The organism is Streptomyces sp. NPDC001020, assembly GCF_053599115.1.
Map to the genome: position 1 here is coordinate 25,084 of NZ_JBSFLQ010000041.1, position 19,110 is coordinate 44,193.

The 19,110-nt window shown below is 70.9% G+C and carries 20 protein-coding genes; 9 read left to right on the forward strand and 11 right to left on the reverse strand.

What is annotated here, in order from left to right; translation table 11 throughout:
• Positions 1-17: 17 nt before the first annotated feature.
• Together ACWDEX_RS30340 and ACWDEX_RS30345 are read left to right on the forward strand one after the other, a co-directional pair.
• Positions 18-1,139 (forward strand): magnesium and cobalt transport protein CorA, encoded by a 1,122-nt coding sequence (locus tag ACWDEX_RS30340; RefSeq protein ID WP_450467634.1) that lies wholly within the window; start codon positions 18-20, stop codon positions 1,137-1,139.
• A gap of 53 nt (positions 1,140-1,192) precedes the next feature.
• Complete coding sequence (locus ACWDEX_RS30345) at positions 1,193-1,723, forward strand: hypothetical protein (protein ID WP_450467635.1); 531 nt, start codon at positions 1,193-1,195, stop codon at positions 1,721-1,723.
• A 35-nt stretch (positions 1,724-1,758) separates the two neighbouring features.
• Here ACWDEX_RS30345 and ACWDEX_RS30350 read toward each other — a convergent pair whose 3' ends face one another.
• Entirely contained in the window at positions 1,759-2,502 is a 744-nt protein-coding gene (locus ACWDEX_RS30350; RefSeq protein WP_450467636.1) for a hypothetical protein, read from the reverse strand.
• Positions 2,503-2,673: 171 nt separating this feature from the next.
• Here ACWDEX_RS30350 and ACWDEX_RS30355 point away from each other — a divergent pair, with 171 nt between their 5' ends.
• Genes ACWDEX_RS30355 through ACWDEX_RS30365 form a run of 3 tightly spaced genes read left to right on the forward strand, consistent with a single transcriptional unit; the run spans position 2,674 to position 5,698 of the window.
• Positions 2,674-3,954 (forward strand): magnesium transporter MgtE N-terminal domain-containing protein, encoded by a 1,281-nt coding sequence (locus ACWDEX_RS30355; RefSeq protein ID WP_450467638.1) that lies wholly within the window; start codon positions 2,674-2,676, stop codon positions 3,952-3,954.
• Positions 3,944-4,522: a DUF1003 domain-containing protein gene (locus ACWDEX_RS30360; protein ID WP_450467639.1), complete on the forward strand. Its 579-nt coding sequence runs from the start codon at positions 3,944-3,946 to the stop codon at positions 4,520-4,522. Before ACWDEX_RS30355 ends, ACWDEX_RS30360 begins: the two co-directional genes overlap by 11 nt.
• A 42-nt stretch (positions 4,523-4,564) precedes the next feature.
• Positions 4,565-5,698 carry an Mrp/NBP35 family ATP-binding protein gene (locus ACWDEX_RS30365; RefSeq protein ID WP_450467640.1) on the forward strand — a complete coding sequence of 378 codons (1,134 nt, stop codon included), beginning with the start codon at positions 4,565-4,567 and terminating at the stop codon, positions 5,696-5,698.
• A 132-nt stretch (positions 5,699-5,830) separates the two neighbouring features.
• On the opposite strand, the gene ACWDEX_RS30370 is transcribed toward ACWDEX_RS30365, so the two are convergent.
• The 5 genes from ACWDEX_RS30370 to sigE all read right to left on the reverse strand — a co-directional run bounded on the left by ACWDEX_RS30370 (position 5,831) and on the right by sigE (position 11,107).
• Positions 5,831-6,490: a hypothetical protein gene (locus ACWDEX_RS30370; RefSeq protein WP_450467642.1), complete on the reverse strand. Its 660-nt coding sequence runs from the start codon at positions 6,488-6,490 to the stop codon at positions 5,831-5,833.
• A gap of 242 nt (positions 6,491-6,732) precedes the next feature.
• The gene (locus tag ACWDEX_RS30375) at positions 6,733-7,179 is read right to left on the reverse strand and encodes a sec-independent translocase (protein WP_450467643.1); all 447 of its coding nucleotides are present in this window, start codon (positions 7,177-7,179) and stop codon (positions 6,733-6,735) included.
• A gap of 202 nt (positions 7,180-7,381) precedes the next feature.
• A complete protein-coding gene (locus ACWDEX_RS30380; protein ID WP_450467645.1) occupies positions 7,382-9,271 on the reverse strand; it encodes a trypsin-like peptidase domain-containing protein in 1,890 nt (629 codons plus the stop codon).
• 139 nt (positions 9,272-9,410) lie between these two features.
• Positions 9,411-10,409 (reverse strand): anti-sigma factor family protein, encoded by a 999-nt coding sequence (locus tag ACWDEX_RS30385; protein ID WP_450467647.1) that lies wholly within the window; start codon positions 10,407-10,409, stop codon positions 9,411-9,413.
• Entirely contained in the window at positions 10,406-11,107 is a 702-nt protein-coding gene (gene sigE, locus ACWDEX_RS30390) for an RNA polymerase sigma factor SigE (RefSeq protein ID WP_450467649.1), read from the reverse strand. The genes ACWDEX_RS30385 and sigE overlap by 4 nt, the downstream gene beginning before the upstream one ends.
• A 225-nt stretch (positions 11,108-11,332) precedes the next feature.
• Between sigE and ACWDEX_RS30395 the strand changes: the two genes are divergently transcribed.
• Entirely contained in the window at positions 11,333-12,031 is a 699-nt protein-coding gene (locus ACWDEX_RS30395) for an O-methyltransferase (protein WP_450467702.1), read from the forward strand.
• Positions 12,032-12,161: 130 nt separating this feature from the next.
• On the opposite strand, the gene ACWDEX_RS30400 is transcribed toward ACWDEX_RS30395, so the two are convergent.
• Positions 12,162-12,329 (reverse strand): DUF3117 domain-containing protein, encoded by a 168-nt coding sequence (locus tag ACWDEX_RS30400; protein ID WP_003966491.1) that lies wholly within the window; start codon positions 12,327-12,329, stop codon positions 12,162-12,164.
• Positions 12,330-12,702: 373 nt separating this feature from the next.
• On the opposite strand from ACWDEX_RS30400, the gene chcB reads away from it, so the two are divergent.
• The gene (chcB, locus tag ACWDEX_RS30405; protein WP_450467650.1) at positions 12,703-13,509 is read left to right on the forward strand and encodes a 2-cyclohexenylcarbonyl CoA isomerase; all 807 of its coding nucleotides are present in this window, start codon (positions 12,703-12,705) and stop codon (positions 13,507-13,509) included.
• Positions 13,510-13,610: 101 nt separating this feature from the next.
• Here the strand turns inward: chcB and ACWDEX_RS30410 are convergent, their stop codons facing one another.
• The gene (locus ACWDEX_RS30410) at positions 13,611-14,204 is read right to left on the reverse strand and encodes a DNA-3-methyladenine glycosylase I (protein ID WP_450467651.1); all 594 of its coding nucleotides are present in this window, start codon (positions 14,202-14,204) and stop codon (positions 13,611-13,613) included.
• Positions 14,201-14,548 (reverse strand): DivIVA domain-containing protein, encoded by a 348-nt coding sequence (locus ACWDEX_RS30415; RefSeq protein ID WP_450467653.1) that lies wholly within the window; start codon positions 14,546-14,548, stop codon positions 14,201-14,203. Before ACWDEX_RS30415 ends, ACWDEX_RS30410 begins: the two co-directional genes overlap by 4 nt.
• A 152-nt stretch (positions 14,549-14,700) precedes the next feature.
• Here ACWDEX_RS30415 and folP point away from each other — a divergent pair, with 152 nt between their 5' ends.
• Positions 14,701-15,561 (forward strand): dihydropteroate synthase, encoded by an 861-nt coding sequence (gene folP / locus ACWDEX_RS30420; RefSeq protein ID WP_450467655.1) that lies wholly within the window; start codon positions 14,701-14,703, stop codon positions 15,559-15,561.
• A gap of 237 nt (positions 15,562-15,798) precedes the next feature.
• Here folP and ACWDEX_RS30425 read toward each other — a convergent pair whose 3' ends face one another.
• Positions 15,799-16,557 carry an LOG family protein gene (locus ACWDEX_RS30425; protein ID WP_450467656.1) on the reverse strand — a complete coding sequence of 253 codons (759 nt, stop codon included), beginning with the start codon at positions 16,555-16,557 and terminating at the stop codon, positions 15,799-15,801.
• A gap of 188 nt (positions 16,558-16,745) precedes the next feature.
• Entirely contained in the window at positions 16,746-17,825 is a 1,080-nt protein-coding gene (dapE, locus tag ACWDEX_RS30430; RefSeq protein WP_450467658.1) for a succinyl-diaminopimelate desuccinylase, read from the reverse strand.
• A gap of 96 nt (positions 17,826-17,921) precedes the next feature.
• Between dapE and ACWDEX_RS30435 the strand changes: the two genes are divergently transcribed.
• A complete protein-coding gene (locus ACWDEX_RS30435; RefSeq protein WP_450467659.1) occupies positions 17,922-18,878 on the forward strand; it encodes a heavy metal transporter in 957 nt (318 codons plus the stop codon).
• Positions 18,879-19,110: the final 232 nt, after the last annotated feature.

The following is a 19,110-nucleotide window of genomic DNA, read 5'->3' on the forward strand; positions in this document are numbered from 1 at the left end:
TTGCGAAGGAGCCCGCCATGTCGATGATTCGTGACCTGCGCGCCGCCGTGGTCCGCCCGTCCCGTCCCGTGCCGCGCAAGGACAACAACAACACGTACGACACCACGCGCAGCCCCGCGACGCCGTCCGCCGTCGTCGACTGCGCCGTCTACCGCAACGGCGTCCGCGTGGAGACGCCCGAGCCGCTGTCGCCGCACGAGGCGATGCGACAGGTGCGGCGCGACGGGGACTTCGTGTGGATCGGCCTGCACGAGCCGACCGAGGCCGAATTCGCCGGGATCGCGAGTGAGTTCGGACTGCATCCGTTGGCGGTCGAGGACGCGGTGCAGGCGCACCAGCGTCCGAAGCTGGAGCGGTACGACGACTCCCTCTTCACCGTCTTCAAGACCATCCACTACATCGACCACGCCGAGCTGACCGCCAACAGCGAACTCGTCGAGACCGGTGAGGTCATGTGCTTCACCGGGCGGAACTTCTTCATCACCGTCCGGCACGGCGGCCAGGGCTCACTGCGCGCGCTGCGGCACCGGTTGCAGGACGACCCGGAGCTGCTGGCCAAGGGCCCGTCGGCCGTGCTGCACGCGATCGCCGACCACGTCGTGGACGGGTACATCGCGGTGGCGGACGCGGTGCAGGACGACATCGACGAAGTGGAGACGGAGGTGTTCTCCCCGGGCCGGAAGGGGACGCCCCGGGGCACGGACGCCGGTCGTATCTACCAACTCAAGCGTGAGGTACTGGAGTTCAAGCGGGCGGTGGCGCCTCTGCTGCGCCCGATGCAGCTGCTGAGCGAGCGGCCGATGCGGCTGATCGACCCGGACATCCAGAAGTACTTCCGCGATGTCGCCGACCACGTCGCCCGGGTGCACGAGCAGGTGGTCGGCTTCGACGAACTGCTGAACTCGATCCTCCAGGCCAACCTCGCGCAGGCGTCCGTCGCACAGAACGAGGACATGCGCAAGATCACGGCGTGGGCGGCGATCATCGCCGTGCCGACCATGGTGTGCGGGGTGTACGGCATGAACTTCGACTTCATGCCGGAAACACACTGGAAGTTCGGTTACCCGCTGGTCCTGGGCATCACGGTCGTCATCTGTCTGGGCATCCACCGCACGCTGAAGCGGAACGGCTGGCTGTGAGGTACCGGCGCCTGCCCGGCAACCAGTGCCTGGCGGGCAACTAGGCTGGGCGCATGACAAGCGAGCTGCTCGACCGGGCCCTCGTCGAGGAGGCCACGAAGAAGTCCGGGCTCATCTGGGTCCGGGGCGCGGCGTCGGCCTCCGGTACGGACGGCCGGGGCGCGCCCGCTCATGCACTGTGGCACGTGTGGCACGAGGGTGCGGCGTGCGTGGTGGGCGACGGCCCTGGCGAGCAGCCGCTGCCGGGCCTGGTCGACGGCGGAGAGGCGGACGTCACGGTCCGCAGCAAGGACAAGGGTGGACGGATCGTCACCTGGCCCGCGAAGGTGGTGGAGCTGACGCCGGGGTCGCCCGAATGGGAGGACGCGGTCGCCGAGCTGAAGGGCAAGCGGTTGAACGCCACCGACAGCGAGGAGATGCCCCAGCGGTGGCGGCGGGAGTGCCGGGTACTGCGCCTGGAGCCGCGGGGCACGACGATGCCGCTGCCGTCCGACTCCCAGGCCGCCGCCCCGGTCCCGACCCCGGCCACCACCCGCCGCCCGATCCCGGCGGCACTGCCACGCCTGCTGCGACGCAAGCGGTAGCCGTCCGGCGGGGGCGTGGCCGCCCCCGACGAGTTTCAGGACGTCGGCAGTTGCTTGCCGTAGTCCACCGTCTCGTTCTTCGGCGGCTCCTGAAGCGTGAAGTCCTTGCCCCAGTCCGACATACGGAGAGTCCCGGCGCCGCCGGCCCGAACCAGGCGCAGTGGATAGGGCGCACCCTCCAGAGAGACGTCCAGCGTGCCGCCCGAGCCCTGGTCACCCGTGATGCGGATCGTACGGACGCCCTTCTGCTCGTGCCGGCCGTCCGTCGACAGCGTGCCGTGCAGTGTGAGCAGCCCGTCCAGCAGTACGTCCTTGTCGGTGAAGCCGCTGAAGCGCTTGTAGGCCGGATCTCCCGCCGGAACCCTCACGTACTTCCCGTCGAGCTTGCTCGCCGCTGCCGCCGAGCCCCCGCCGTCCTCATGGTTCCAGTACGCCGCGTCGGCCTTCAGGAAGAGGTGCTCGCCCACACGCAGCAGCCGGAACGTCCCGCTCTTCGAGGTGACCGACCCGGTGCCCCCGTCGTCCTTGAGCCGCATGTCGAGCGTGTACGTCCCACCGTTGCCGACCACGGTCCCCGACAGCCGTACCGCCGACACCGACTTGGCCGCCGCACGGGTCCGGCTCTGGATCTTGTCGGCCGACAGCTTCCCCACCCCGTTCGTCCCGGCGTCGGGGTCCTCGCTGCTGCATCCCGTCAGGCCCGTCCCCGTCACGACCAGCGCACACAGCGCGCTCACCAGCGCGGCCCGGCGGGTACGGCCCTGGGAAATCACAGTCACAGGTGGGGCTGCCTCTCATACGGGTGTCGTCGGCGTACGGCAGCGTACCGGTGCGCGCCAGGCCTTCCGGAGCCAGTCCGTCCGCACCGCTCGCCAGGGCGTCCCGCACTGGGACGGGCTAGCCTGAAGCCCATCCGAGCGGACAAAACGGCAGGAACAGGAGGCGCGGGAATGGCGGCAGGCGCCCCTCGCATCTTCGTCTCGCACCTGTCCGGCGTCGCCGTCTTCGACCCCGCCGGTGACCAGGTCGGTCGCGTGCGCGACCTGGTCGTCATGCTGCGCGTCGGGCGGCGCCCCCCACGGCTGCTCGGACTGGTCGTCGAACTGACCACCCGCCGCCGCGTCTTCCTGCCGATGACCCGGGTGACCGGCATCGAGTCCGGCCAGGTCATCACCACCGGCGTGCTGAACGTCCGCCGCTTCGAACAGCGGCCCACCGAGCGGCTGGTGTTCGGGGATCTGCTCGACCGGCGCGTCAGGCTCGTCGAGGGCGGCGAGGAGGTCACCGTCCTCGACCTCTCCGTGCAGCAGCTGCCGGCCCGCCGGGACTGGGAGATGGACCGGGTCTTCGTACGCAGAGGGAAGGGCGGAACGTTCCGGCGCAGCAAGGGCGAGACAATGCTGGTCGAGTGGTCGGCCGTCAGCGGGTTCTCCCTGGAGGAGCACGGACAGGGCGCCGAGAGCCTGCTCGCCACCTTCGAACAGCTCCGGCCTGCCGACCTCGCCAACGTCCTGCACCATCTCTCCGCCAAGCGCCGCTCCGAGGTCGCCGCCGCGCTCGACGACGACCGGCTCGCCGACGTCCTCGAAGAACTCCCGGAGGACGACCAGATCGAGATCCTCGGCAAGCTCCAGGAAGAGCGCGCCGCGGACGTCCTGGAGGCGATGGACCCGGACGACGCCGCCGACCTGCTCGCCGAACTGCCGGAGGAGGAGAAGGAGCGGCTGCTGAGCCTGATGCAGCCCGCCGACGCGGCCGACATGCGCCGACTGATGGCGTACGAGGAGAAGACCGCGGGCGGTCTGATGACCACCGAGCCGATCGTGCTACGGCCCGACGCGACCGTCGCCGACGCGCTCGCCCAGGTCCGCAACCCCGACCTGTCCCCCGCGCTCGCCGCCCAGGTGTACGTCTGCCGTCCGCCGGACGAGACACCGACCGGCAAGTACCTGGGAACCGTGCACTTCCAGCGGCTGCTGCGCGACCCGCCGTACACGCTCGTCAGTTCGCTCCTCGACGACGACCTGCAAACCCTGGCCCCGGACGCGGCGCTGCCCGTGGTGGCCGGGTTCTTCGCGACGTACGACATGGTCGCGGCGCCCGTCGTCGACGAGTCCGGCTCTCTCCTCGGCGCGGTGACCGTGGACGACGTACTGGACCACATGCTCCCCGACGACTGGCGCGAGACGGAGTTCCACCTGGACGACGAGGGGGACGCCCATGGCTCCTGAGCGCGACAGGTCCCCTTCAGGCGCGACCGCCGCCACCCGCGCCCGCCCCCGGCTCGACCAGCCGCAGCCGCGCCGCACCCGGCTGCTGCCCGAGTGGGACCCGGAGGCCTTCGGGCGCATGTCGGAGGAGATCGCGCGCTTCCTGGGGACCGGGCGGTTCATCGTCTGGATGACGGTGGTCATCACCATGTGGCTGGCGTGGAACGTCGCCGCCCCGCGCTACCTGCGCTTCGACCCGTACCCGTTCATCTTCCTGACGCTGGTGCTGTCCCTGCAGGCTTCCTACGCGGCCCCGCTGATCCTCCTCGCGCAGAACCGCCAGGCCGACCGCGACCGGGTCAACCTCGAACAGGACCGCCGCCAGAACGAGCGGTCGATCGCGGACACCGAGTACCTGACCCGGGAGATCGCCGCGCTGCGCGCCGGCCTCGGCGAGGTCGCCACCCGGGACTGGATCCGATCCGAACTCCATGACGTCGTGAAGGACCTGGAAGGGCGGCGACGCTCCGAGGAACCTGCCGTATTCCCGGCGGAACGGCCACGCGGACGTGACGTAGACGACCGCTGACGGGCTTTCCGAGGTGACCACCGGGCGCCGTACCATCTCCCTATGGCTACGGAAGACGCGGTGCGCGAAGCGCTGTCGACGGTGAACGACCCCGAGATCCAGCGACCCATCACCGAACTGGGGATGGTCAAATCGGTGGAGATCGGTGCGGACGGAGCGGTCGCGGTCACCGTGTACCTGACGGTCTCCGGCTGCCCCATGCGCGACACGATCACACAGCGCGTCACGGAGGCGGTCTCCCGCGTCGAGGGCGTCACCCGGGTCGACGTCACGCTCGACGTGATGAGCGACGAGCAGCGTCGCGAGCTCGCGACCGCACTGCGCGGCGGCCAGGCCGAGCGTGAAGTCCCGTTCGCCAAGCCGGGCTCGCTCACCCGTGTGTACGCGGTGGCCTCCGGCAAGGGCGGTGTCGGCAAGTCCTCGGTGACGGTGAACCTGGCAGCGGCGCTGGCGGCCGACGGGCTGAAGGTCGGTGTGGTGGACGCCGACATCTACGGCCACAGCGTGCCGCGCATGCTGGGCGCCGACGGCCGCCCGACCCAGGTCGAGAACATGATCATGCCGCCGCAGGCGAACGGCGTGAAGGTGATCTCGATCGGCATGTTCACCCCGGGCAACGCGCCGGTCGTCTGGCGCGGCCCGATGCTGCACCGCGCGCTCCAGCAGTTCCTGGCGGACGTGTTCTGGGGCGACCTGGACGTGCTGCTGCTCGACCTGCCGCCGGGCACGGGCGACATCGCGATCTCGGTGGCCCAGCTGGTCCCGAACGCTGAGATCCTGGTGGTGACCACCCCGCAGCAGGCGGCCGCGGAGGTGGCGGAGCGGGCGGGCTCCATCGCCGTCCAGACCCACCAGAAGATCGTGGGCGTGGTCGAGAACATGTCCGGCCTGCCCTGTCCGCACTGCGGCGAGATGGTTGACGTCTTCGGCACGGGCGGCGGCCAGGCGGTGGCGGACGGTCTGACGCGTACGACGGGTACGACGGTCCCGGTCCTCGGCTCCATCCCGATCGACGTCCGCCTGCGCGAGGGCGGCGACGAGGGCAAGCCGGTGGTCCTGACGGACCCGGACTCCCCGGCGGGCTCGGCCCTGCGCTCGATCGCCGGCAAGCTGGGCGGGCGCCAGCGGGGCCTGGCGGGCATGTCGCTGGGAATCACACCGAGGAACAAGTTCTAGGGCGGCAGGGGCGTCGGGTAGGCGCACCAGCCACGTACAACCGGCGGCCCGCCGACGGCCGCCGTCTTGATGTCCGACGCCGAGAGGGGCACCGTCACCGACGGTGCCCCTCTCGGCGCGAGCATCGCGGGCCTACGCGGTGTAGGTGCCGATGTCCTTGATCGCGGCGAAGGCCAGCCCGTACGCGCTCATCCCCCTGCCGTACGCACCCAAGTGCACTCCCGCCTGGGTGGACCCGGCGAGCACCCAGCCGAACTCGGACTCGCGGTAGTGGAAGGGCGTCGGGACGCCGTCCACGGGCAGGGACAGGGTGGACCAGTCGGGACCGGTGAGATCGTCGGCGAGGGCCCAGGCCGTCTCGGTCTGCTGGTCCACCCAGTCGTCCCGCAGGGTGTGGTCCATCTGGCCCGGCCAGGTGAACGACAGCAGACCCACGCCCGCGAGCCAGGCCGCGGAGGAGACCGAGGTGGCCTCCAGCAGTCCCGTACCGTCGGGGCTGCGCCGTACGGGGTTGGCGGCGACCGTGACCACGACCGCGAACCGCTCCTTGTCCTCGGTGGCCTCGTTGCGCACCGAGGGTTCGTCGCCGTGCCCGGTCGAACCGTGCTCCACGGCCCCGTCGGCCGCGGTACCCACCTGCATCAGCCAGCGCGGCCCCGTGAACGCCTCGTCGAGGCCGTACCACGGGAAGGACGCCTGGAGATAGCCTTCGACCCTGCGCCGGGCGAAGGGGGACGGTTGTCCGCCCTCCGCGGCCGGCGTCTGTGCGCCCACCCGACTCGTCGTCTCCATCTGCCCGGACGCCTCCTCGCTCTCGTTGGACCGAAGCGGCCCGCCCCCCACGGGCGTCCTCGCTCCCAATCGGTCCGCGCAACAACTGGGCAGCATAGCCACAGCGCTTCGAACGGCAGGAAAAAACCCGGCGCGTACAGCCTTCTGGGCCTCGCGACATGGCCGCGGGCACACCGGTTGGCGTAGGGCCCGCGTCATGTGGCAGCGCACTGTCGTACCGTGCGGACGCCTCCGGGGACGACTCAGGTGGCGTCCATGTCGAAGGGCGGGCGCTCGTCGGGGTCAGGCTTCGCGGGCTTCTTCGTCATGTCGACGGTGCCGCCGGTGGAACCGGACGAGGAGGGGGACGGGGCCGAGGGTTCGGACTCGCGGCCCTGGACCGCGTCCGTGATCTCGGCCATCTCCTTCTTCAGGTCGAAGCCGTTGCGGATCTCCTGGAGCCCCAGCTCGTCGCTGCCGAGCTGTTTGCGGATGAACGTCTTGGGGTTGAGGTCCTCGAACTCGAAGTCCTTGAACTCCGGGCCCAGTTCGCTACGGATGTCCTGCTTGGCGCTCTCCGAGAACTCCCGGATCTTGCGGATGGTGCGGGTGACGTCCTGGATCACCTTCGGGAGCTTGTCCGGGCCGAAGACGAGCACGGCGATAACAGCGATCGTGGCCAGCTCGAGCGGTCCTATGTCATTGAACACCTGAAGCTCCTTGCGATGTCCTCGGTCCTCGGCCCTCGGTGGTCGGTGCGGCTCTTCCGTGGTCCGGGCCGCATCCACGGTACCCGGCGTTACCACCGGACCGGTACCGTCCCAGCACTCTCGGCCGCGTGTACACGACCGGTTTTCCGGGTTGTTTGCCTTGGGGGACGGGTTGCGGGCCCTTCCCCGGGCGATGCTCCTGTCAGTTCCCGTCGGCGGAGCCGAGGACGAGCGTGATCTTCCTCTGCCCGCCGGCGTGGACGACGGTCAGCGCCAGGTGGTCGCCGGGACGGTGGGCGCGGGTCTTGACGATGAGTTCCTGGCCGGAGTGGACGCGCACGCCGTCGACCTCGGTGATGACGTCGCCCGGCTTGATACCGGCCTTGTCGCCGGGACCGCCGCGGTTGACCGCCGGGCCCCCGCCCGCGCCCTGGGCGCCGACGCGGGCGCCGTCCCCGGTGTAACTCATGTCGAGCGTGACGCCGATCACGGGGTGGGTGGCTTTACCGGTGTTGATCAGCTCCTCGGCTACGCGCCTGGCCTGGTTGACGGGGATGGCGAAACCGAGCCCTATGGAACCGGCCTGCCCGGTCTGCCCGGAGCTGTTGTCGGCCGACCGGATCGCGGAGTTGATACCGACGACTCGACCCTTGGCGTCGAGGAGGGGACCGCCGGAGTTGCCCGGGTTGATCGGGGCATCGGTCTGCAGGGCGTCGACGTAGGACACATCGCCGCCGTCACCCTTCTTGCCCCCGGCCGTGATGGGCCGCTCCTTCGCGCTGATGATCCCGGTGGTGACGGTGCCGGCCAGGTCGAAGGGCGCTCCGATGGCGACAACGGGGTCACCGACCTGGACGTTGTCGGAGTTACCGAGGGGCATGGGCTTGAGGCCGCGGACGCCGCTGACCTTGACGACGGCGAGGTCGTAGCCGGTGTCCCGGCCGACGACGGTGGCCTTGGCGGTCTCGCCGCCGTTGAACGTCACGGAGATCTCCCCTCCGGACGCGGAGGGTTCGACGACGTGGTTGTTGGTGAGGATGTGACCGCGCTGGTCAAGGATGAACCCGGTGCCGGTGCCCGCGGCGCCGGTGCCCTTGACATGCAGGGTCACGACGCCGGGCAGCGCACGTGCGGCGATCCCGGCGACGCTGTCCGGGGCACGCTCCTCGGACTCCTGCCCTGCCTGCGACAGGTGGACGTCTCCACCCCCGCCGTTGCGCTCCAGCACGGCACCGACGACACCGCCGATCCCGCCGATGACCAGCGCGATCAGCGCGGCCCCCAGTACCAGTGCCCGCTTGGCCCGCTTGCGGCGCTGCTCCTGGGTGGCGATGGGGGCGCCGCTCTGCTGGAAGGGGGCTTGGGGTGCCCAGGGGTCGTAGTTCTGCCAGGGGGAGGCGGGAGCGGCGGCAGAAGACACGTCCGGGGCAGGAGGTACGGAGCCGTCGGGCATCACACCGGGGGCAGGGTGGGCCCCATGGCCCATCGCGCCGGGCGCGGGCAAGCCCGGCACGGGTGCCGGCGGGGTCGGCGCGCTCTGGGCCGCAAGCGGCTGGACAGCCGTACCGTGCGCGGGCGTCGCCGCCGGGTGCTGGACCGGCGGCGCGGGAGCCCAGGGACCCGGTTCGCCGTAGGGCGGGGTGTCGTAGGGGTCCGGATCGTGGAGGGGCTTGGGGCGGTCGGTGGGGGCTGTCTGTACGTCCCCGTCCGGCCGAGGGGGCACCTCCCCGGCGGAACGCTCCTGCGTGGCACCGGCAGGCCCCGCGTCCGACGGCTCGGGCACGGTGTCGACCACGGACTCGCTTCCGCGCCTCGTCGGTGCCGGTCGCTCCAGCTCGAAGTCTCCGTCTGCGTTGGCCTCGGCGCGAGGACGCGCTCCGACCGGCCGGCTCAGCTCGTCATCGCCGCCCGGACGGTCACTCGAATCCTCGCCGACCACGGAACCTTCCGCCCCGCTCGGCGCCTCAGCCAGCACCGGAGCGATCGGCTCACTCCCGGGCACTCCCAGGACCGCCCCGGCTCCGGAACCGTCGTGTGCCTCGGGTCCCCCTGCCTCGGCCTGTCCCGGAGGGATCGACTTCCCCTCGTTCATGCTCTCCCCACACCCGGTCCGCGGCATGACGGCGCCGGTGGTCGCCGCTGAATTGCTGATTCCGCGCCCGGATCGCTCGCGCGAGCGCGGTTCACCATGGATTCAACCAGGTTCCGGGGCTGCCGCGCAGACGCCGGGTTCAGTGGGCGGTGCGGGCGGAGGGTGTGGGGGACGGAGCAGCGGACGAGAGCGGGAGCGGCACGGTCGGCAGGCCTGGAGCGGGAGCCGTGATCTCCGGAACGGCCGACCAGGAAGTCAGCATGACCGGTGGTGTCTCGGTGAGCGGACGTATGAGCGGGGACATCGCGGCGGCTCCCGCCACCAAGGGAGTGGTCAGGGCACGGGTCTGCGAGACGTCCTCGATGCCCGGAGCAGGCGCTGCGGGCAGCAGCGGGGCCGACGTCTCGGTCGACGCCATGGGCGCCTCCCCGGACGTGCTCTGCCCGAGCAGCGGTTCGGCCGAACGCCGACGCTGGGTCTCTGACGCCGTGGCGCCGCCTGTGGCCGGTGAACGCGTCGGAATCACATTGCTTCCGGAGCCCGAACCGCCGCGCGCCTCCACGCCCGTCCCGGCCGTGACACCCGTCGACATCCCGCCGAGCGCGATCGCGGCCAACGACACCGCGCCCGCGGCGGCGAAGGCGAAGCGCAGCCCGCGTGAGGCGGACCGCTCGGTCTCCTGACGGCCGACGTGATGGATGCGGAAGCCACGGTCACCCGGCAGGGACCGGTTGTCGGAGGGAGCCAGGGCCGCGGCGTGCGGTCCCGAGGGGACGTATCCGAAGGGCTCGCCCCTCACTCCGAAGACACCGGAGCCCGCGGGCAGCCCGGCGGATTCCCGGGGTCTGGACCCGAAGCCTCCCCCGCCGAACGGCGTGCCATCGCCGTCGACGTCACCTCCCGAGGGCAGGCCCTGAAGGCGGGCCAGGAAACTCTCGGAGGGCGACGGGGGGGCGGCCTCCGCGAAGACGTTCTTCAGTCGGCGCTGTGCGTCGGCTTCCGCCTTGCACTTCGCGCAGGTGGCCAGGTGGGCCAGCACGCGCTCGCGCGTCTCATGACCGAGTTCTCCGTCCACCAGGGCGGAAAGCCGGTCTCCCAGGTGCTGCTCTGCCGGTGTGGGGCGACGGGATCCACTCACGCGGTCGCGCCTCCTCCCCCCAGCGCGGGCACACGGGCCATGAAGGAACGGCGCTCGGCGGCCCGGGCCTCCGGCGAACGGTGCGCCAGGGCCTTGCGGAGCTGCGAGCGGCCACGGTGGATACGGGAGCGCACCGTGCCGAGCTTGACCCCAAGAGTCGCGGCGATCTCCTCGTACGACAGCCCTTCGATGTCGCAGAGGACGACGGCCGCGCGGAACTCGGGCGCGAGCGTGTCGAGAGCCTGCTGGACGTCCGCGTCGAAGTGCGCGTCGTGGAGGATCTGCTGCGGGGACGGCTCGCGGCTGGCCAGCCGTTCGGCCGCGTCCTCGCCCAGCGCGTCGAAACGGATGCGCTGCTTGCGGCGGACCATGTCCAGGAAGAGGTTCGTGGTGATGCGGTGCAGCCAGCCCTCGAAGGTGCCGGGCGTGTAGGTCGACAGGGAGCGGAAAACGCGGACGAAGACCTCCTGGGTCAGGTCCTCCGCGTCGTGCTGGTTTCCGGTCAGGCGGTAGGCCAGCCGGTACACCCGGCCGCTGTGCATGCTGACGATCTCCTCCCATGTGGGCGGAGTCCACGCCTGCGAGTCCGCGTCGGTGGCGAAGGTCGCGGTCTGCGCGGTGTCGTTAGCGTGGTGCTGGTCAGCAATGTCGGTCACGGATTTCGGCTCACCCGATGACCTGAGAAGACGCCGTAGCACTCCTCTCCGATCCACGGGCGCAGCCGCACCTCCCCTGTCGGCTCTGGTGGTGTCCAGTGGAGCCCCTACCATAGCCACCTCGCCCGTTAGTTCCGGATAAGCGGTTTTACGAGAATTTGATGTGCGCTGGGGCGGCTGCGTCAGCACTTGCTCGGCGTCCACGTCCATCCTCGTCCCCCCGTCCTTCCCCCGCTGCTCTTCCCACCTCTCTAAACGCCCGGTCCCATCTGCGGGTTCCCGCCGTCAACGGATACAGTCACGCCCAGGCAATCGCGGGGACAGGAGAGGGTCATTACCGGCAACCGGCAGACGAGCTGGGCGTTCGCCGACGCCTATGTCGCCGAGGACGACGCGCTGCGCTGGGCCCGTGACCGGGCCTGTGAAGCAGGGCTGCGCTCGGTGTCGCCCGGCGCGGGCGCCGCGCTGCGGTTGCTCGCCGCCACCGTGGACGCCAAGGCGGTGGCGGAGATCGGGACCGGGTGCGGCGTCTCCGGGATCCACCTGCTGCACGGGATGCGGCCGGACGGCGTGCTGACCACGGTGGACCCTGAGCCGGAGCATCAGCAGTTCGCCCGCCAGGCCTTCCGCGCCTCCGGGTTCGCGAGCAACCGTGCCCGGTTCATCCCGGGCCGCGCTCTGGAGGTGCTGCCCCGGCTCGCCGACGCCGGCTACGACCTCGTCTTCTGCGACGGCGACCGGCTCGAGGTCCTGGACTACCTCGCCGAATCGTTGCGCCTGCTGCGCCCCGGGGGCCTCGTCGTCTTCGAGGGTGCCCTCGCGGGCGGCCGCACGGTCGACTCCGGACCGCAGCCCACCGAGGTCCTGCGGCTACGGGAACTGCTGCGCACCGTCCGCGAGAGCCCGGACCTGGTGCCCTCGCTTCTCCCGGTGGGCGACGGAATGTTGTGCGCGGTCAAGCGCTGACCGGAGGCGACTCCTCGACAGGCGAACACTTCCTGCCGGGGCACTGAAGAGGGCCCTCCCCCCCGGGAAAACAGCGACCCCGGCACCGCGTACGATGCCGGGGTCGCGGAAACCTGGGGCCGCTTTCGCGTCAGCCGACGACCTTCTTGAGGGCGTCGCCAAGCGCGTCGGCCTCGTCCGGGGTCAGCTCGACGACGAGCCGACCGCCGCCTTCGAGCGGAACGCGCATGACGATGCCCCGCCCCTCCTTGGTCACCTCGAGCGGGCCGTCACCCGTCCGCGGCTTCATGGCCGCCATGCTCGTTCCCCTTCCTGAAACCAGCTCATCGTCTGCCGACAGTCCCCCTGAAGGGCACGCGGTCGTCACAGGACACGCGACACCGGCATCGAACACATTGCTTCCAAGCCATTATCCCGCATCTCAGGACCCGATGACCAACATCAGTCGGCATCGCTTGAGCAACACGCGCGAGCAAAACCACTCAATTCGGCGACGGGGCTGTGATACTGCGCCCTCGCACGGACATCCGCCGACCGTCCGCGGACGGGAATTCTTTGACGCAGGTCACACGTCCGGTCCGTTCCACGGCCCGTGATCTCCGCCATGCTGTCCTTCGGACGCAGGGCGTACCGATCGGTACGCCGGAGCCGCGACACCGGAGGGGACCACCATGGCCGACACCGTGCTCTACGAGGTCAGCGACGGACTGGCGACGATCACGCTGAACCGCCCCGAGGCGATGAACGCGATGAACACCGAGGCCAAGGTCGCCTTGCGGGACGCGGCGCGGGAGGCGGCGGACGACGCCTCCGTACGGGCGATCCTGCTGACCGCCGCCGGGGACCGGGCATTCTGCGTGGGGCAGGACCTGAAGGAGCACATCGGGGTGCTCGAGGCCCACGAGTCGGGCTCGGAAGGCGGCGGGGTGATGAGCACCGTCCGGGAGCACTACAACCCCATCGTGCGGGCCCTGGCCGGGGCGGCCAAGCCGGTGGTCGCCGCGGTGAACGGGGTCGCGGCCGGGGCGGGCCTCGGCTTCGCGCTCGCCGCGGACTACCGGATCGTCGCGGACACCGCGGCGTTCAACACGTCGTTCGCCGGGGTGGCGCTCACCGCGGACTCGGGGGTCTCCTGGACGCTGCCGCGCGTCGTCGGACCGTCGCGCGCCGCGGACCTGCTGCTCTTCCCGCGGAGCTTTGGCGCGCAGCAGGCGTACGAGTGGGGGATCGCGAACCGGCTGGTCCCCTTGTCCGATCTGCGTGCCGAGGCGGAGAAGGCGGCCCGCTCGCTGGCCGAGGGGCCGACTCTGGCGTACGCCGCCCTGAAGGAGTCGCTGGCGTTCGGACTCTCCCACTCCCTGGACGAGGCGCTGGAGAAGGAGGACGAGTTGCAGACCCGTGCGGGCTCGTCCCAGGACCACATGATCGCGGTGCGGGCGTTCGTCGCCAAGGAGAAGCCGAAGTATCTGGGACGGTGACGCCGAGGCCGGCCGGGCGGGGAGCGTGGTCCGGGCCGGACGGGGGCTCGGCCCCGGTGGGCCCGGACTCCCGCCCCGGCCGGGCGGCCTCGGCCCAGGCCTCAGGCCGCCTGGGAGCCGCCCCTGGCCGCGCAGGCCTCCAAGTGGTCGTTCACCAGCCCGCATGCCTGCATCAGCGCATACGCCGTCGTCGGGCCGACGAAACGGATGCCGCGCTTCTTGAGGGCCTTGGCCAGTGCCGTCGACTCGTCGGTGACCGCCGGGACGTCGCCCAAGGCCCTCGGGGCGGGGCGACGGGCCCTGTCAGGGGCGTACGACCAGATCAGCTCGTCCAGTTCGCCCGGGGCCCAGTCGGCCAGCACGCGCGCGTTGGCGAGCGTCGCCTCGATCTTGGCACGGTTGCGGATGATGCCGGAGTCCGCGAGCAGGCGCTGCTGGTCGCTGTCCGTGAAGGCGGCCACCTTGACGATCCGGAAGTCGGCGAAGGCGGCGCGGAAGCCCTCGCGGCGGCGCAGGATCGTGATCCACGACAGGCCTGACTGGAAGGCCTCCAAAGACAGCCGTTCGTACAGTGCGTCGTCGCCGTGGACCGGGCGGCCCCACTCCTCGTCGTGGTACGTCACGTAGTCCTCGGTGGACAGGGCCCAGGGGCAGCGCAGCACGCCGTCCGGTCCCGTCACGACTGTCCCGCTCACTGGTGGTCCTCCTCGGCCGGCTTGTCCGATGCGGTCCCTGCGGCACGAGCACCGACGAGCGCGGCCTCCAGGTCGGCGATGCGGGCGTCCCGCTCGGAGATCTCGGCGCCGAGACGGCCGAGCGCGTCGTCCACGTCCGCCATGCGGTAGCCACGGACGGCGAGCGGGAAACGCAGGGCCTCCACGTCCGCGCGACCGACCGGGCGATCCGGCGGCAGTGGGTCGTCGAGCCGCTCGGGCACCGCCTGAGGCAGGGGGGCGCTCTCGCCTCCGCCCACCACGGTCAGTGTGACCGCGGCGACCACGACAGCCAGCGCGACGACCAGGAACAAGAACATGAGCATCACTGAGGTCCCCACGCTTGGTGCCGGCGCGCTGTGCGTCGGCGCGGCAGTGCCGATGTCGAATGTGTCTGGGTCCGATCGTGCCATGCGACGCTGACGATTAGGGTCGCAGACGACCAAGGAACGGGACGTACTGGAAGAGGTCACAGGGGATGCTCAGGCTGGGCAGGCGGGAATTCGGCACGCATGAGCCGGTGGTCATGGCGATCGTGAACCGGACCCCGGACTCCTTCTACGACCAGGGGGCCACGTTCCGCGACGAACCCGCCCTCGCGCGCGTGGAGCAGGCGGTGGCGGAGGGTGCCGCGATCATCGACATCGGCGGGGTCAAGGCCGGGCCGGGGGAAGAGGTGACGGCCGAGGAGGAGGCGCGGCGCACGGTCGGTTTCGTCGCCGAGGTACGGCGCCGCTTCCCCGATGTGGTGATCAGCGTGGACACCTGGCGGCACGAGGTCGGCGAGGCGGTGTGCGAGGCGGGCGCGGATCTGCTCAACGACGCCTGGGGCGGGGTCGATCCGCGGCTCGCGGAGGTCGCGGCGCGCTACGAGGTGGGGCTGGTGTGCACGCACGCGGGGGGAGCCCTGCCTCGGACACGTCCGCACCGGGTGGGCTACGACGACGTCATGGCCGACATCCTGGACGTGACCCTGGGGCTGGCCGAACGGGCGGTGGCTCTGGGCGTGCCGCGCGAGTCGGTTCTGATCGACCCGGGCCACGACTTCGGGAAGAACACGCGGCACAGTCTGGAGGCGACGCGGCGGCTGGGCGAGATGGTCGCCACGGGCTGGCCGGTGCTGGTGTCGCTGTCCAACAAGGACTTCGTGGGCGAGACGCTGGACAAGCCGGTGAAGGAGCGGGTGGTCGGGACGCTGGCGACGACAGCGGTGTCGGCCTGGCTGGGGGCACAGGTGTACCGGGTGCACGAGGTGGCGGAGACACGACAGGTACTGGACATGGTGGCGTCGATCGCCGGCCACCGCCCGCCTGCGGTGGCACGCCGGGGGCTGGCCTAGGGGCCTGTTCTGAGTTGCCCGTCGTTCGCCCGGAGGGCGGGCGGCGCGGCGTCTGGTGCAGTGTCTCGCAAGGCGGAGGGTCGCCCGTACTGGGCGTACGCGGGCGATCCCGACAACGCGGCGAGGCACCGTGCCAGGCGTCGCGCCGCAGGCGGGCAACTCAGAACAGGCCCTGGGTTCCCGGCCGGCTCCCCCGCTCCAGAGCAGCCGGGGCTGGGGAGCCGCTCTCTCGGGGCACTAGCGTGCCGCCTCCTTCGACACCAGTGCCACCGCCTCCTCCACGTCGTCCGTCAGGTAGAACAGGAGCAGGTCCTTCTCCAGGGCCTTGCTCTGGGCCACCACGGTGTTCCTGAGCCAGTCCACCAGGCCGCCCCAGTACGACGTGCCGTAGAGGACGATCGGGAAGCGGGTCACCTTCTGGGTCTGGACCAGGGTCAGGGCCTCGAAGAGTTCGTCCAGGGTGCCCAGGCCGCCCGGCATGACCACGAAGCCCTGCGCGTACTTCACGAACATCATCTTGCGGACGAAGAAGTAGCGGAAGTTCAGTCCGATGTCGACGTACGGGTTCAGGCCCTGCTCGAAGGGCAGCTCGATGCCGAGCCCGACCGAGATCCCCTTCGCCTCGCACGCGCCCTTGTTGGCCGCCTCCATCACGCCCGGGCCACCACCTGTGATCACCGCCCAGCCCGCCCGTGCCAGGCCGCGCCCGAGCCGCACGCCCGCCTCGTACTCCGGTGAGTCCGGGGGCGTCCGCGATGAGCCGAACACGCTGATCGCCGGTGGGAGTTCGGCCAGCGTGCTGAAGCCCTCCATGAACTCCGACTGGATGCGGAGGACACGCCAGGGGTCCGTGTGGACCGAGTCCGAGGGGCCACCGGCGTCCAGTAGACGCTGGTCCGTGGTGCTCGTCGTCACCTGGTCCCGCCTGCGCAGCACGGGACCGAGCCGCTGCTCGTCCGGCGGCACCTTCTTGCCCTCGGGGTTGCCGGTAGGCATGTGCGCTCCCTCCGCGTCAGAGTCTTCCCAGCTCAGGGCCGCCCCCGCCGGAGCTGCGTCGGGAGTGGGGGCGAAGCCGAGAGCCTGAGGAAGGCCGTTCCACCCCAGCGTAGATGCGTGCGGGTTGCGTGCGGGGGACGTGCGCATGTCCGCCATGAACCGCCATGCCGATTTCCGGGCCGCAGGTCTCAGGACGTCAGCCAGGCCCTCAGGCGCTCCTCCCCGGCGAGGATCTTCGCCGTCTCCACGCGCTCGTCCCGCTTGTGCGCCAAGTGCGGGTTGCCCGGACCGTAGTTGACGGCGGGGATGCCCAGTGCGCTGAAGCGAGAGACGTCGGTCCAGCCGTACTTGGGCTGCGGGGTTCCGCCGACCGCCTCGAGGAAGGCCGCCGCGGCCGGGTGCGAGAGACCGGGCAGCGCTCCGCCGCTGTGGTCGGTCACCACGAACTCCTCGACCCCGCAATCCGCGAACACCTCACGGACGTGAGCGATCGCCTCCTCCTCGCTCCGGTCCGGCGCATAGCGGAAGTTGACCGTGACGACGCACTCGTCGGGAATCACGTTCCCGGCGACCCCGCCCGAGATACCGACCGCGTTCAAGCCCTCCCGGTACTCCAGGCCGTCGATGACCGGGTACCGGGGTTCGTAGGCGGCCAGGCGGGCCAGGATCGGGGCCGCCGCGTGGATCGCGTTCGCGCCCATCCAGCCGCGCGCCGAGTGGGCCCGCTCCCCGCTGGTCTTCAACTGCACCCGCAGCGTGCCCTGGCAGCCGCCCTCGACCTGGCCGTCGGAGGGCTCCAGCAGCACCGCGAAGTCACCCTCCAGCCAATCGGGATGGGCCTCGGCCACATGCCCCAGACCGTTCAGATGTGCGGCGACCTCTTCGTTGTCGTAGAAGACGAACGTGAGGTCGCGGTTGGGCTCAGGGACCGTCGCCGCGATGCGGAGCTGAACCGCGACGCCCGACTTCATGTCACAGGTGCCGCAGCCCCACAGAACACCGTCCTCGTCCAGCCGGGAGGGCACGTTGTCCGCGATCGGGACCGTGTCGATGTGGCCCGCCAGGATGACGCGCTCCGCCCGCCCGAGGTTCGTCCGGGCCACGACGTTGTTGCCGTACCGGTCGACCGTCAGGTGCGGCAGGGCACGCAGCGCGGTTTCGATCACGTCCGCGAGAGGCTTCTCCGCACCGCTCTCGGAGGGGAGATCGACGAGCTGCGCGGTGAGCCGCGCGGCGTCCAACGTGAGGTCAAGCGGGGTATCGGCCATGTCCTCGACCCTAACGCGCCGGAGCGCCCAGGGCTGCCCCAGGAGTTGTCCACAGCCCCGGAAGGCGCCCGTAGGCGCCTCCAGTACCTTGTACGGGTGCCAGAGCCGTCCCCCTCTCCCCGCCGACGTGGTCGCCTTCTCCGTTTTGGCGCGGCCGTCATGGTCCTGCTCGCTGTCGCGGGCTATCTCGCCGTCCAGTACCTCACCGGCTCGAGCACGCCGAGATGTACGGTCGTCTCGGGCAAGGGTGACGACGCGTCGTACGACTTCACGCCTGATCAGGCGGCCAACGCGGCGACGATCTCCGCGGTCGGCACCACCCGCGGCATGCCCGAGCGCGCGGTGACGATCGCGCTCGCGACCGCGCTCCAGGAGTCGGGCCTGCGCAACCTCGAGCACGGCGACCGGGACTCGCTCGGCCTGTTCCAGCAGCGCCCGTCGCAGGGTTGGGGCACCGAACGGCAGATCATGGACCCGACGTACGCGGCGGGGATGTTCTACGAGCATCTGGCCAAGGTGCCCGACTACACCCGGTTGCCGCTGACCGTCGCTGCCCAGCGCGTGCAGCGCAGCGGCTTTCCGGAGGCGTACGCGAAGCACGAGCCGGACGCCACGCTGCTCGCCGCCGCGCTCACCGGCCGGTCGGCGGCCACACTGACCTGCCAGGGGCGCCCGGCACCGAGCGGGACCAGCGGCCCGGACGCGGTGCGGGCCGCGCTCGTACGGGACTTCGGACGCGATGTACTGGCGACGGCCGGCGCTCAGGCGAGCACCAAGCGGCTCTCGCCGTCCCCCACGGCCACGGCAGGGCGGGCCACCGGCACGGTGACGGTTCCCGTGCCCCGGAGGACCACCGCCTCGGGCACCGCCGACGAACGGGGCTGGGAGCTGGCGCACTGGGCCGTGGCCAACTCGTCGACGCTGCACATCTCGCGGGTCTCCTTCGCGGGCCGCGAGTGGTCGCGCGGAGGGTATGCGAACAAGTGGCGTACCACCGGTGATTCGGATGCGAAGGCGTCGGCCACTCAGGTCCGTATCGTCACCGCGGAGTAGCTCGGTCAGCAGTACGGACCCTCACCCTTCGGGGTTGTGCACGGCGCGCTTCTGTGACGGGGTGCGCGGACTTTCGCGCCCCCGTTCCCGTATGCGTCGAATCCCTTGAGAACAAGGGGCGGTAGGGATCTCCGCGGGCCCTCCAGCGGATGCCGTTTGCCCGATTTCATCCCCACCCGATAATGCGACGCATTGCCAACTCTTTGCGCCGGGCCACCGCAACCTTCGCGGG

Excerpts from the sequence above, each read along its gene's own strand:
- ACWDEX_RS30340 (WP_450467634.1), top strand. The coding sequence starts at position 18 with ATGTCGATGATTCGTGACCTGCGCGCCGCCGTGGTCCGCCCGTCCCGT.
- ACWDEX_RS30345 (WP_450467635.1), top strand. The coding sequence starts at position 1,193 with ATGACAAGCGAGCTGCTCGACCGGGCCCTCGTCGAGGAGGCCACGAAG.
- ACWDEX_RS30355 (WP_450467638.1), top strand. The coding sequence starts at position 2,674 with ATGGCGGCAGGCGCCCCTCGCATCTTCGTCTCGCACCTGTCCGGCGTC.
- ACWDEX_RS30360 (WP_450467639.1), top strand. The coding sequence starts at position 3,944 with ATGGCTCCTGAGCGCGACAGGTCCCCTTCAGGCGCGACCGCCGCCACC.
- ACWDEX_RS30365 (WP_450467640.1), top strand. The coding sequence starts at position 4,565 with ATGGCTACGGAAGACGCGGTGCGCGAAGCGCTGTCGACGGTGAACGAC.
- ACWDEX_RS30370 (WP_450467642.1), bottom strand. The coding sequence starts at position 6,490 with ATGGAGACGACGAGTCGGGTGGGCGCACAGACGCCGGCCGCGGAGGGC.
- ACWDEX_RS30380 (WP_450467645.1), bottom strand. The coding sequence starts at position 9,271 with ATGAACGAGGGGAAGTCGATCCCTCCGGGACAGGCCGAGGCAGGGGGA.
- ACWDEX_RS30400 (WP_003966491.1), bottom strand. The coding sequence starts at position 12,329 with ATGGCGGCCATGAAGCCGCGGACGGGTGACGGCCCGCTCGAGGTGACC.
- chcB (WP_450467650.1), top strand. The coding sequence starts at position 12,703 with ATGGCCGACACCGTGCTCTACGAGGTCAGCGACGGACTGGCGACGATC.
- ACWDEX_RS30415 (WP_450467653.1), bottom strand. The coding sequence starts at position 14,548 with ATGCTCATGTTCTTGTTCCTGGTCGTCGCGCTGGCTGTCGTGGTCGCC.
- folP (WP_450467655.1), top strand. The coding sequence starts at position 14,701 with ATGCTCAGGCTGGGCAGGCGGGAATTCGGCACGCATGAGCCGGTGGTC.
- ACWDEX_RS30425 (WP_450467656.1), bottom strand. The coding sequence starts at position 16,557 with ATGCCTACCGGCAACCCCGAGGGCAAGAAGGTGCCGCCGGACGAGCAG.
- dapE (WP_450467658.1), bottom strand. The coding sequence starts at position 17,825 with ATGGCCGATACCCCGCTTGACCTCACGTTGGACGCCGCGCGGCTCACC.